The 12,201-nt window shown below is 67.1% G+C and carries 13 protein-coding genes; 3 read left to right on the top strand and 10 right to left on the bottom strand.

Annotation, left to right across the window (positions count from 1 at the left end; all coding sequences use genetic code 11):
- Positions 1–54: 54 nt before the first annotated feature.
- Genes JIP62_RS09060 through JIP62_RS09045 form a run of 4 tightly spaced genes read right to left on the bottom strand, consistent with a single transcriptional unit; the run spans position 55 to position 2,735 of the window.
- Positions 55–1,092: a quinone-dependent dihydroorotate dehydrogenase gene (locus tag JIP62_RS09060; protein WP_201101877.1), complete on the bottom strand. Its 1,038-nt coding sequence runs from the start codon at positions 1,090–1,092 to the stop codon at positions 55–57.
- A complete protein-coding gene (locus tag JIP62_RS09055; RefSeq protein WP_201101876.1) occupies positions 1,083–1,445 on the bottom strand; it encodes a DUF952 domain-containing protein in 363 nt (120 codons plus the stop codon). Before JIP62_RS09055 ends, JIP62_RS09060 begins: the two co-directional genes overlap by 10 nt.
- A complete protein-coding gene (locus JIP62_RS09050) occupies positions 1,442–1,954 on the bottom strand; it encodes a SixA phosphatase family protein (RefSeq protein ID WP_201101875.1) in 513 nt (170 codons plus the stop codon). Before JIP62_RS09050 ends, JIP62_RS09055 begins: the two co-directional genes overlap by 4 nt.
- A gap of 10 nt (positions 1,955–1,964) precedes the next feature.
- The gene (locus JIP62_RS09045) at positions 1,965–2,735 is read right to left on the bottom strand and encodes a class I SAM-dependent methyltransferase (protein ID WP_201101874.1); all 771 of its coding nucleotides are present in this window, start codon (positions 2,733–2,735) and stop codon (positions 1,965–1,967) included.
- A 46-nt stretch (positions 2,736–2,781) separates the two neighbouring features.
- On the opposite strand from JIP62_RS09045, the gene gloB reads away from it, so the two are divergent.
- Entirely contained in the window at positions 2,782–3,522 is a 741-nt protein-coding gene (gene gloB / locus JIP62_RS09040; RefSeq protein WP_201101873.1) for a hydroxyacylglutathione hydrolase, read from the top strand.
- Here the strand turns inward: gloB and JIP62_RS09035 are convergent.
- Both JIP62_RS09035 and JIP62_RS09030 read right to left on the bottom strand, forming a co-directional pair.
- The gene (locus JIP62_RS09035) at positions 3,512–3,946 is read right to left on the bottom strand and encodes an HIT domain-containing protein (RefSeq protein ID WP_201101872.1); all 435 of its coding nucleotides are present in this window, start codon (positions 3,944–3,946) and stop codon (positions 3,512–3,514) included. The genes gloB and JIP62_RS09035 overlap by 11 nt on opposite strands.
- A 76-nt stretch (positions 3,947–4,022) precedes the next feature.
- Entirely contained in the window at positions 4,023–4,931 is a 909-nt protein-coding gene (locus JIP62_RS09030; RefSeq protein WP_230974706.1) for an SIMPL domain-containing protein, read from the bottom strand.
- Positions 4,932–5,177: 246 nt separating this feature from the next.
- On the opposite strand from JIP62_RS09030, the gene mdh reads away from it, so the two are divergent.
- A complete protein-coding gene (mdh, locus tag JIP62_RS09025; RefSeq protein WP_201101871.1) occupies positions 5,178–6,140 on the top strand; it encodes a malate dehydrogenase in 963 nt (320 codons plus the stop codon).
- A 9-nt stretch (positions 6,141–6,149) separates the two neighbouring features.
- Here the strand turns inward: mdh and JIP62_RS09020 are convergent, their stop codons facing one another.
- Genes JIP62_RS09020 through zapE form a run of 3 tightly spaced genes read right to left on the bottom strand, consistent with a single transcriptional unit; the run spans position 6,150 to position 9,845 of the window.
- On the bottom strand, positions 6,150–8,123 hold the full coding sequence (locus JIP62_RS09020; protein WP_201101870.1) for an alpha/beta hydrolase family protein: 1,974 nt from the start codon (positions 8,121–8,123) through the stop codon (positions 6,150–6,152).
- 20 nt (positions 8,124–8,143) lie between these two features.
- The gene (locus JIP62_RS09015) at positions 8,144–8,710 is read right to left on the bottom strand and encodes a YbjN domain-containing protein (RefSeq protein ID WP_201101869.1); all 567 of its coding nucleotides are present in this window, start codon (positions 8,708–8,710) and stop codon (positions 8,144–8,146) included.
- A 22-nt stretch (positions 8,711–8,732) separates the two neighbouring features.
- Positions 8,733–9,845 carry a cell division protein ZapE gene (gene zapE / locus JIP62_RS09010; RefSeq protein ID WP_201101868.1) on the bottom strand — a complete coding sequence of 371 codons (1,113 nt, stop codon included), beginning with the start codon at positions 9,843–9,845 and terminating at the stop codon, positions 8,733–8,735.
- 211 nt (positions 9,846–10,056) lie between these two features.
- Here zapE and JIP62_RS09005 point away from each other — a divergent pair, with 211 nt between their 5' ends.
- Positions 10,057–11,103, top strand: coding sequence for an aspartate-semialdehyde dehydrogenase (locus tag JIP62_RS09005; RefSeq protein WP_201101867.1), 1,047 nt, complete (start codon positions 10,057–10,059; stop codon positions 11,101–11,103).
- A gap of 15 nt (positions 11,104–11,118) precedes the next feature.
- Here the strand turns inward: JIP62_RS09005 and gshB are convergent, their stop codons facing one another.
- Positions 11,119–12,069 (bottom strand): glutathione synthase, encoded by a 951-nt coding sequence (gene gshB / locus JIP62_RS09000; protein ID WP_201101866.1) that lies wholly within the window; start codon positions 12,067–12,069, stop codon positions 11,119–11,121.
- Between the last annotated feature and the right edge of the window lie 132 nt (positions 12,070–12,201).

Raw genomic sequence — 12,201 nt, 5'->3', positions numbered from 1 at the left:
GATCGGCCTTCTGGCCCTTTGCGGTGAAGATGCCAGCCTTAGGCTAACGCTCCGTCAACGGGCGGTGCCGATGGCCTGATGAACTGTTGAAAACCCGTCCGCACGCAGTCGCCGAGCCAGGTCGCGCTTGATCCGCCCGACCAGACCGGGCCCCTCATAGATCAGGGCCGAATAGACCTGGATTGCCGAGGCCCCGGCGCGAATGCGCGCATAGGCGTCTTCGCCCGAGCCGATTCCGCCCACGGCGATCAGCGGGATTTGTCCCTGACCCGCCTCGGAAGCGGCCCGCAGCGCGTAAAACGCCCGATCCTTCAATGGTGCCCCAGACAGGCCGCCGCTCTCGCCGCGATCGGGTGAGCGAAGGCTGTCCGGCCGGTCCAGGGTGGTGTTGGACATGATCAGGGCATCGATCCGGTGCGCCAGGGCAGCCTCGACGATCATGCCGATCTCCTCAGCTGTCAGGTCCGGTGCGATCTTCAGAAAGACCGGACCCGTGCCCGGCTGGCGGGCAGCATTGACCCGGCCCAGCAGGTCATCCAGAGCTGCCCGCCCTTGCAGCGCTCTCAGTCCGGGCGTGTTGGGCGAGGAAATATTGACGGTGAAATAGTCGGCCAGTCCGTTTAGGCGACGCAGGCCGGTGACATAGTCGGCGGCCCGGTCCTCGGTCTGTTTGTTGGCCCCCAGATTGGCCCCGACCACGCATCCCGCCGGGCGGTTCGCCAGATGGCTGGCAAAGGCCTCCAGCCCGGCGTTGTTGAACCCCATCCGGTTGATGATCGCGCGGTCCTGGCTCAGCCGGAACAGGCGCGGCTTGGGATTGCCGTCCTGGGCCAGGGGCGTGACCGAGCCGCATTCGACGAAGCCGAAACCCAGGCGCGAAAGACCGGCCAGGGCCTCGGCATTCTTGTCCAGTCCTGCCGCCAGCCCCACGGGATTGGGCAGCTCCAGCCCGGCCAGGGTGGTGCGCAGAATTGGATCGTCCGGCGCGGCCGCAGGCAGGGGAAGGGTCTTCAGGGCGGTGATGGCCAGGCCATGCGCCGTTTCCGGGTCCAGCTGCCGCAGCGCGAAGGCACCGACATCGTTCAGGCCCACGGCGCCGTCCCCTCGACGACGGGCGTGCCGTCCGCCGACACCGACAGGGCCTGTGCCGCCGTGACGGCGCTGGCGGGCAGCGGGGCATAGAGATGCGGAAACAGGGCCCCGCCGCGCGACTCCTCCCACACGGGGGGCTCGTCCAGCCGGGTCAGATCGACCGTCAGCGCCAACAGGTCCGACCGCCCGGCATAGTGGCGGCGAAGGGTCTCGACCACCTGTTCAGCCGTCGACAGATGGATGTAGCCGTCCGCCAGATCGACCGCCGAGCCGGCATAAAGGCCTGTGGGCAGGGCGGCTTCCCATTCGGCCCGGTCCACGATCTTGAAGGCGACCCACGGTTGTGCGTTCATTCGTCCGCGCCCCCGCCCAGAGCCCGGGGCGTCAGGAAGCCTTCGTGGACGCATCGACCGGCGACATCAACGCCGAACAGGGCGGCCGCTCCGGTCGGAAAGCCCCCGCTCATCCGGTCCAGGACCGAAGGGGAGGCGGCCGATTCCGTCAGATACTCGACCGCCAGCAGGTGAATGCCGGGATTGTGGGCGACCACGATCAAACAGCCGACCTCGTCCTCGGACGCCTCGACGAAGCGGCGCAGGGTCTCGGGCGAGGCGTTGTAGAGGGCCGGATCGGTCCGCACCTCGACGTCGCCCAGGCCCTCCTGAACCAGATCCCAGGTCTGGCGGGTGCGGGTGGCGGTCGAGACCAAGGCGCGGTCTGGCCGCCATCCCCGCTCGGCCAGGGCCCGGCCCATCAGGACGGCGTCGGCCTGGCCCCGGGGCGACAACGGACGGTCCTGGTCGCGCCCGGACGGGGCGTCCCGCTCAGCCTTGGCGTGGCGCATCAGAATCAATCGGTGCATGCGGTCCCGTTTACGGATGTTCGGAGGCGGTATCCAGAGCATCGCCGTCGCCCGATGCCGTCTGGGTCGCGGGTCGGGGGGCCAGGGCCGGGGCCATGACGGGCAACCGCTGGGCATGGCCCTGGGGCCGGATGCGGGCATAGGCGTGACGGCTGGCTTCCAGCAGGATCAAACCCGCCGCACCGGGCAGAACATGTTTCCCCACCTGCTCGATCCCGTCCGACAGCGGCAGCAGCGGGGCCCAGGGCGGCGTGTAGAGCGTCTGGGTCCAGGCGGTGGGCTCCAGGCCGACGGCCCGCACCAACTGCTCCAGCTGACGCCGTGTAAAGGGCCGTCCGTGGCCGAAGGGGGTGGCCTCCACCCGGGCCCACAGACCCCCGCGCGCCGCCGCCGCCAGGATGATGCGACCGGCAGGGGCCAGGGCCCGGACGGCCTCGGTCAACAGGGCATGGGGATCGTCGGCTTCCTCCAGCGCATGGACCAGAAGGATGCGGTCGAAGGCGCCCGCCGCAAACGGCCAGCGCCGGTCGTCGATCAGCAGGGTCCGGTTCCGGCCGACGACCGGCCATTGCTCCACGCCCTGACCGCCGGGCATGGCCGCGACGACACGCCGCGCCCCGACAAAGGCGTCCAGCCAGGGGGTGGCATAGCCGACGCCCAGCACGTCGCAACCGACGCCCTCGCCCCAGGCATCGTCCAGCCGCCGCGCCAGGAGGCGGCGCACAAGCGCCCCGGCCGGCTCGCCATAGAAGGTTCGAAGCTCGTCGATGCTGCGGCGCATGGGATCAACATAGGCCGGGGCGGGCCGCCCTGCTACACAGACGGCCATGACCCCGAACCACAGCCTGTCCGTTCACCTGTTCCCCTGTCTCAGCGACAACTACGGGATTCTGGTCCGCGATGACGCGACCGGCATGGTGGCCACGGTCGATACGCCCGATGCCGACCGGATCCTGGCCGAGCTGGAGACCCTGGGGTGGGGACGGCTGGACCTGATCCTGAACACCCACTGGCATCCCGATCACACTCAGGGCAATGCGGCGATAAAGGCTGCGACCGGCTGCCGGATCGTGGGCCCGGCCGAGGTGGCCCGTGTCGCGCCGCTGGATCAGGTGGTCGCGGACGGGGCGGTGGTGGACCTGGGCCAGACGCCGCTGGCCGTGACGGAAGCGCCCGGCCATACCCTGGGTCACATCGTCTATCGAGCGATAGCGGCGGGCCAGGCCTTCGTCGGCGACGTGCTGTTTCCGCTGGGCTGCGGGCGTCTGTTCGAGGGGACGCCTGAACAGATGTGGGACAGTCTGTCGGCCATCGCCGCCTGGCCGGACCAGACCGTGATCTGGTCGGCGCATGAATATACCGCCGCCAACGCGCGCTTTGCCCTGAGTGTCGATGACCGGCCCGAGATGGCGGCCCACGCCCGGTCGATCTTTGAGGCGCGTGAGCGGGGCGAGGCGACGGTGCCGACCACGGTGGGGATCGAACGGGCCTTCAATCCCTTTCTGACGGCCGGGGACGCGGCGACCTTCGCCGCACGGCGGGCTGCCAAGGATGGCTTCAAGGGCTGACGGGATCCAGCGCCCGGCGGATCAGGGAGACGGCGTCCTGCCGCGCCTGCGGAACATAGGGGATGGCCGGCCCGCGCCCCCAGACCGGATCCGGCCACAGGCCGTCGTCGCGGCGACGTCCCACCACATGGATGTGCAGCTGGGCGGTGACATTGCCGATGGCGGCAATGTTCAGTTTCTCCGCCGGCCGCCCCGCCAGTTCGCCCAAAGCACGCACGAGCTGTCCCGCCTGGATGACGGCTTCCATGACGTCCACGCGCTGCGCCGACGACAGGTCTTCCAGCTCGACCGCCCCGGTGACGCGCGGGATCAGGATCAGCCACGGAAACCGGGCATCGTCCTGTAGCCGGACCTGGCACAGGCCAAGGTCGCCGATGGCCAGGGATCCGGCGTCGAAGGCGGGATCGGCGAAGAAACCGCTCATCCCCGCCTCAAGCAGCGCCAAGCGCGATAGGCAAAACCATCAAGCCTCAAGCAGCGCCAAGCGCGATAGGCGAAACTCAATTGCTCAGGCCATAGACGACGCAGGCGCTGTCGGTGATCTGGCGCAGCGGCGGCTGCAAGGCCAGGCGGGCCGCCTCGATCTGGGCTTCCGAAGGTGCCGTACCCGGCGGCGGGGGCGCAGGGGGAGGGGGCGGCGCGGCAACACTGCGGGCTCGCGAGCCGGTTACAACCACTTCCGAAGAGTCCACCGTCGTCGCCAGGCCGCCGCCGGACGAATAGGAAGGCCAGCCCGCCAGCACATCGGTCTGGCAGGCGCGTCCCGTGGGGTCGATCACCCGCACGGGCCCCAGGCTGGCGCCCGCATTGGCGGCTGCGGCCCGGGCGCGATTGGCCGAATCCTTGACCGCCTCGCCCGACAGCCAGGTGATCAGTTCATTGTCCGGCTCCAGATTGAAGCCGACCTGGCCGACCGAGGTCGGTGACGAGGCGAGGACCGTGGCATAGACCCGTTCCAGCACCGTGATGTCGCGGATGGTGATGCTGACCGTGGCATCGGCCTGATAGCGTTCGATCCGGTCCGACCGGACATTGTCACGCAGCACGCCGCTCTCGTCGCGATATTGATCATAGAGCGGACGGGTGGTCAGGGTCGTCTCGACCCGAACCTTGTCCACGCCATAGGCGGCCAGGGCCTGGCTGAGGGCGCGCACCCGGTCGGCGGCGGCACGCGAGGCGTCGGTGGCGCTGCGGTCCACGACCTGGAAGGTGGCCGAAAACCCGGCCCGGTTGGCCTGGACCTCGGTCCGCACGAAACCCATGGAGGCGATAACCGGATCGCGCATCCACCAGGGCGCAGGCACATAGCGTTCCCCGATCGTGGCCGGTGGGGTTTGGGCCAGGGCCGGAGCGGCGATGCCACCCGCCAGCAGGGCAAGGGCTGCGGTTGAAACCAGGCGGCGCATCATGGCGTGTCTCCCATCTTCAATGGACCATGCCCGGCGGACCGGGCCCGGTAAACCCGCCAAATCCTGACGATCACCGCCGACGTCGACCTATGGCCAGTTGCAGCGCGGCTTCGCCGGGTCTAGACCGCCGCCACGGTTTTTCCACCCATCCACTCCAGCAAACGGCTTCAAGTAGCGCCAGCGCGGTAGGCCCGACATCGGGCCTCAGGTAGCGCGAAGCGCGGTAGGCCAGAATAAGGACTCCTCATGGCTCGCGCGAAGATCGCCCTCATCGGTGCCGGTATGATCGGCGGAACCCTGGCCCACGTCGCCGCGCGCGAGGCGCTGGGTGATGTGATCCTGTTCGACATTGCCGAGGGCACCCCCCAGGGCAAGGCGCTGGATATCGCCGAGGCCACCGCCGTCTTCGGTTCGGACGTCGCGCTCAAGGGCGCAAACGACTATGCCGACATCGCCGGTGCCGACGTCTGCATCGTCACCGCCGGCGTGCCGCGCAAGCCGGGCATGAGCCGCGACGACCTGATCGGCATCAATCTGAAGGTCATGAAGGCCGTGGGTGAAGGCATCAAGGCGCATGCCCCGAACGCCTTCGTCATCTGCATCACCAACCCGCTGGACGCCATGGTCTGGGCGCTGCAGAAATTCTCGGGCCTGCCCAAGGAGAAGGTCATCGGCATGGCCGGCGTGCTGGATTCGGCGCGCTTCGCCTATTTCCTGGCCGAGAAGACCGGCGTGTCGGTGCAGGACATCCACGCCTGGACCCTGGGCGGTCACGGCGACGACATGGTGCCGATGGTGCGCCACTCGACCGTCGGCGGCCTGCCGCTGCCCGACGCCGTCGCCGCTGGTCTGCTGAGCCAGGGTGACTTGGACGCCATCGTCGAGCGGACCCGCAAGGGCGGCGGCGAGATCGTGGCCCTGCTGAAGACCGGCTCGGCCTTCTATGCTCCGGCCGAAAGCGCCATCGCCATGGCCAAGTCCTATCTGCTGGACCAGAAGCGCGTCCTGCCCTGCGCCGTCTGGCTGTCGGGCGAATACGGCCTGTCGGACCTGTATGTCGGCGTTCCCGCCCTGCTGGGTGCCGGCGGCGTCGAGAAGGTGATCGAGTTCACCACCAACGACGAAGAAAAGGCCATGTTCAAGAAGTCGGTCGAATCCGTCCAGGGCCTGATCCAGGCCTGTAAGGACATCGACGGCTCGCTGGCCTGATCGAAACCTTCAGGAGACCGGAACCGGCTGCGAGGCCGGTTCCGCCACTCCCGGCCCGATGTGGGTGTTCAGGAACACCTCCAGCCGCTGCAGATACACAAGACGCCCCGACGTCCGCGACAGGGAATGATCGCCCCAGTCCAAGGTCAGGAACTCGACGTCCTTTCCGGCCGCCTTCAGTGCATCGACCATCTTTTCGGACTGGATGATCGGCACCACGTCATCGACGGTGCCGTGGGCGATGAGTACCGGCATGGACACCTCCCGTGCCCGCCGGGCCGGAGATTCCGCCTCCAGCCGCGCCGCATCGGTGGACATTCGGCCGATCATCCGGCGAATGATGGTTCCGCCGCCATACAGTTTGGACTCTTCTTCGATCAGGTGAGGAAGGTCAGTCACCGGCGCGACGGCCGAGGCACAGCGGAACAGATCGCCGTGCTCGACCGCGGCCATCATCGACAGATAGCCCCCGAACGACCAGCCGACGATGCACATCCGTGACGGATCGGCCAGGCCCTCGGCGATCAGCCACCGCGTCCCGTCCTCGACATCGTCCAGGATGGCCCCGCCCCACTCCTGTTCGCCGGCCTGACGGAAGGCCTCACCATAGCCGGTGGAGCCGCGGAAATTCGGCTGAAGCACGCCATAGCCCAAGCTGGCGATGAACTGGGCCAGGAAGTCGAACTCGGCATTGTCACGCGCATGGGGACCACCATGGGGCATGACGACGAAGGGTATCCCCCGCGCCGTCTCCCGGGTCAGGCCCGGCGGAAGGGTGACATAGGCCGGGATGGTCAGCCCGTCGCGCGCGGCATAGTTGATCGGTATCACCTTGGCGGGCGTGTAATCGGCCAGGGGGTTTTGCGGCTGTCCGACCGGACGGACGACGGACGCGACCGTATCGACCCAGTAGGCCTGCTGCCTGCGGGCGACATTGTAGTCGGCAGCGATCACATACCGCCCGTCGGCCGTCTGATCGCTGATCAGGGTTTCAGGCATCTGGATGAGTGCGCCCACGCCATTGGCACGCTCCCGCGCCGCCGCGTCGAAATAGACCGTGTGATAGATGTCGCTATAGTAGCCTGCTCCAACCACCCGGTGCCCGTCCGGAGACATGATGGCGCTCAGGGCGTCATAAGTCTCGTCCTTGAACAGCGTCTGGGTAAACCCGCCGGCAGCGAGATCATAGATATAGAGCCCGGTCGTGGGGCCTTCATGGTTCGACAGCACGACCAGCCTGTCCGGATCGCCGTCAAAGCCCTGTACGTTGAAAATGTCACCCGCCCCCGACAGGGTTATGGCGTCTACTTCCCAGTGCCGGGGCCGGGCGCGGAAAAGCTCCGTATCGGTCCGCACCGGGTCGCCGAGGCCAAGAATGATCTGGCCTTCCGCATCGGCTATCCAGTGTCTGACCAGGTCGTTTTCACGCCGATATTCGGTCAGGCGACCGGTTCGAACATCGACGCGATAAACCGTCGGGCGAAAAGGCTGAACCGAATTCATCTGGACGAGGATGTTGCGATTGTCGTCTGGGAGCAGATGGACAAGGCGGTCCTGGTAGACGGGCGTGAAGCGCATCCGGTTGTTCAGGTCGGACAGCACCACGGGCTGGGTCAGGCGGCTGCTAAACGACACCAGTCGCGTCTGATTGAGCTGGAACTCGCCGATCCCCGTGGGCACGCTGACGCTGACCAGCAGCCGGTCGTCGCCCTTCCACACCAGCCAGTTGGGTGCCCGCGCGGCGCCGAAGGCATAGGTGGCCGAAGGGGCGCTGGCGCCGACGGGCCAGACTTCCAGGTGAAAGATGCTGTCGCGCTGGACGATCATGGCGACCTGCTGCCCGGACGGCGACAGGCTGATGTTATGATAGGGCGGCGGGGCGGCAAAGGCCTCGGCCCTTGGAGAAGCCGCCTGGGCCCACGCCTGCGGTCCGCACGCGATCAGGGCCAGGCAGGCCCCGGCCGCCATCAGGATTCTGAGCATCTCCCCCCCCGGGATAGGCGTTACTGGGCCGGTGCGGGCGCGGCGGGCGGCGTGGCGGCGAAATAGCCGATGTGGGTGCCGAAGGTTTCCAGCAGCTCCACCCACAGAAGGGTGTGGTCACCCAGCTGATCGACGCCCAGCCCGCCCATGATCAGGACGTCGTACTGGACGATGGCCAGGGGCTTGGCGTCATCTCCCACGATATAGAAGGCTTTCAGGAAGCGGTGGTCGCGGTTCCAGTCGTTGACCTTTTCCAGGGTGACGCCCGGATTGGTGAAGACCGCGCTGAACTGCACCGCGCCGCAGACGTCGGCCGTGTCGCAGGCATTGAACAGGACGGTCCAGCCGACATTGCCGTCCGTGACCTGGACGAAGGTCTCACCGTCCTGGCGCTGGATCTCTCCGACCTGGGCTCCGACCGAGATCAGCCAGTCCCGCACGGCGGTGACGGACAGGCCCGGTTCCGCCGCCTGGGTGACGGGCGCCGCAGGGGCTGTCTGGGCTGCAGCAGGCAAGGCGGTGGCACCGAACGCCGCGGCCATCAGGGCCATCAGGGTCAGGGGACGGGACGGCGGGACAATACGCATAGGTGGGACACTCCGTTCGCCCTTATCCTATGCCTGACGACCCCGATTGCGCCAGCCACGCCTGGCCGGTCATTTCATTGAGGCGCGAGATGGTGCGCGCGAACTCGAATGCGCCCAGCCCTTCGTTGTACAGCGCCTCCGGGGCCGCCTCGGCCAGCACCACCAGCCGCGTACGGGCCTCGTACAGGGCATCGATCAGGGTCACGAACCGGCGCGCCTCGACATGGCGTCCCGCGTCCATCACCGGAACATCCTCGATGAACAGGGTGTGGAACCGGCCCGCGATGGCCAGATAGTCCTGTGGCCCCAGGGGTGTGCCGCAAAGCTCGGCAAAGCTGGCGCGCGCCAGGCTGCCGGCCGTGCGCTGGATCACCACATCGCGGCCGAGGACGGTCAGGTGGGCGGGCTCTTCCGGTTCGTCGCCCTTCAGGTCGTCCCACAGATGTTCGAAGGCGATCTGGCGGCCCATGTCGGAGGGCGCATACCAGACGCGCGACGTGGCCAGCCGATCGATGCGCCAATCCTGGGCCCCGGCCACCTCGATCACCCGGCACCGGGCCGTGATCTGGTCGATGAAGGGCACGAACAGCTCGCGGTTGATCCCGTCGCGGTACAGGTCCGTCGGCACCCGGTTGGAGGTCGCGGCCAGCACCACCTTGTGCGCGAACAGGGCCTCGAACAGCCGCCCCAGGATCAGCGCGTCGGCGATATCGGTGACCTGAAGCTCGTCGAAACAGAGCAAACGCGCCTCGGACGCGATCAGGGCGGCCACCGGGCCGATCGGGTCGTCGCCCTTGACCTGGCCGAAGACGGCGCGGCGGGTCTTGCGGTCGCCCTCGCGCCACTGCCGGATCAGGCCGTGGACCCGGGCCATGAAGGCATGGAAATGGGCGCGGACCTTTCGCTTTTCCGGCGCACAGGCGAAAAACAGGTCCATCATCATGGACTTGCCCCGTCCAGGCGGCCCCCACAGATAAAGGCCCTGGACCTGTGGCACCCCGCCGAACAGCCCCCGGCGACCCAGGTCCTTCTCCAGCTGAACCAGGGCGTCCAGCGCCGCAGCTTGCGCCGGATCAGGCTTGATCCGCCCCTGTTTCAGGCGAGCGTCATAGGCGGTGCGAATGCGGGATCCCATGCTGATCGGCCATAACCGCAATGCACAAGGGTGAAAAGCGATTGCTTCGCGGACGCGAAAGACTACATCGGTCTGTCACCGAAAACTGAAACTGCGCGCGCCAGCTCCCAGGCTCCACAAGCCGAGCGGCAGCGTCCGAACAAACAACCCCCGCGCTCAAGCAGCGAGGCTCCGCGAGCCGAGCGTAGCGCGTCCGAAGGACTAGAAAAACATGGGCTATCGCGTCGCTGTCGTGGGTGCCACCGGCAATGTCGGCCGGGAGATGATGAACATCATCGAAGAGCTGAACTTCCCCGTCGACGAAATGCACGCCATCGCCTCGCGGAAATCGCGTGGGGTCGAGGTGTCGTTCGGCGACCGGACGCTGAAATGCCAGGACCTGGAACAGTTCGACTTTTCCACCGTCGACGTCGTTCTGATGAGCGCGGGCGGCAAGGTCTCGCGCGAATGGTCGGAAAAGATCGGCAAGGCCGGTCCGATCGTGATCGACAACTCCTCCACCTTCCGCATGGACCCGGACGTGCCGCTGATCGTGCCGGAGGTGAACCCCGACGACATCAAGCTGGCCACGAAGAAGAACATCGTCGCCAACCCCAACTGCTCGACCGCCCAGCTGGTGGTGGCGCTGAAGCCCCTGCACGATGCGGCCAGGATCACCCGGGCGGTGGTCTCGACCTATCAGTCGGTTTCCGGCGCGGGCAAGGAGGGGATGGATGAGCTGTGGACCCAGACCAAGGCCATCTATGGCCTGGGCGATGCCACGCCCAAGAAATTCCCCAAGCAGATCGCCTTCAACGTCATCCCCTTCATCGGCAGCTTCCGCGATGACGGCTATACCGACGAAGAGGCCAAGATGTGGGACGAGACCCACAAGATGCTGGACCCGTCGATCAAGCTGACCGTGACCTGCGTGCGGGTGCCGGTCTTCGTCGGCCATTCGGAATCGGTAACCGTCGAGTTCGACCGCCCCATCACCCCCGAAGAGGCTCGCGAGATCCTGCGCGAAGCACCGGGCGTGCTGGTGATCGATAAGCGCGAGGCCGACGGCTATATCACCCCCGTCGACGCCGCCGGCGAACACGCCGTCTATGTCAGCCGCATCCGCAAGGATCATACGGTCCAGAACGGCCTGTCGCTGTGGGTCGTGTCCGACAACCTGCGCAAGGGGGCGGCCCTGAACGCGGTCCAGATCGCCCAGCTGCTGGACGAGACCGGCATGATCAAGCCCAAGAGCGGCTATCGCACCATCACGGTCTGATGCCGCCAGCCCTTGTCAGGCCGAGGGGATGTGTCTCGCCTCGATGACGTCCCACATCAGGGCGGCGGCATCGATGCCGGTGAACTGTTTCAACTGCTGGGCGCCGGTGGGAGAGGTGACGTTGATCTCGGTCAGATAGTCGCCGATCACATCGATGCCGACGAAGATCAGGCCGCGCCGCTTCAACTCCGGGGCCAGGGCGGCGCAGATTTCGCGGTCACGCTCGGTCAGTTCGACCGGCTTGGCCGTGCCGCCGACACGCAGGTTGGAACGCACGGCCCCCTGTGCAGGGACGCGATTGATCGCGCCCACCGGCTCGCCGTCGATCAGGATGATCCGTTTGTCGCCCTTCTCCACGGCGGGGATGAATTTCTGGATCACCAGAGGGTCGCGCGATCCGGTCGCGTGAATCTCGACCAAGGCCTCCAGGTTCGGATCGTCGGCCCTCAGCCGCACCACCCCCGACCCGGCCGCGCCATGCAGGGGTTTCAGCACCACGTCGCCGTGCCGGGCATGGAAATCGGCCAGGGCGACCGGGTCGGACGAGATCAGGGTCGGGGGCTGCAGGCCCGCGAACCGGGTCGCGAACAGCTTTTCAGGGGCGGAGCGGACCTCGGCCGGATCATTGACCACCAGGGTGCGCGGATGGACCGTCTCCAGCAGATAGGTGGCGGTGACATAGGCCATGTCGAAGGGCGGATCCTGGCGCATCAGGATCACATCGACGTCGTTGCCCAGGTCCAGGCGGACCTCCTCACCGAACGCCACGTGGTCCCCCTGCACCGGCTTAAGCGTCACGGGGCGGGCGCGACAGAACAGCGAGCCGTCCTCCAGCGCCAGGGTGCGGAAGTCATAGACCCACAGTGGAAAGCCCCGGTCCTGGGCCGCCATGGCCTGCATGAAGGTGGTGTCCGAATGGATGTCGACCCCTTCGATGGGGTCCATCTGGATCGCGACCTTCAGCATGGCAGGCTTCCTTGAGGGCGACGCGGCGGGGGCCATGTCGATCATCCCCTCCAAATGGACCCGGTCGCCCCCCGCCTCAAGTGGGACAGGGCGCGATCACACCTCAAGTTTTCAGCCCCTTCTGCATCCCGG

Origin of the sequence: Brevundimonas vitisensis, from assembly GCF_016656965.1 — a bacterium.
GTDB classification, from domain to species: domain Bacteria; phylum Pseudomonadota; class Alphaproteobacteria; order Caulobacterales; family Caulobacteraceae; genus Brevundimonas; species Brevundimonas vitisensis.
Note: the sequence above shows the minus strand (reverse complement) of the source record. Positions and strands in the feature narration are given on the sequence as shown.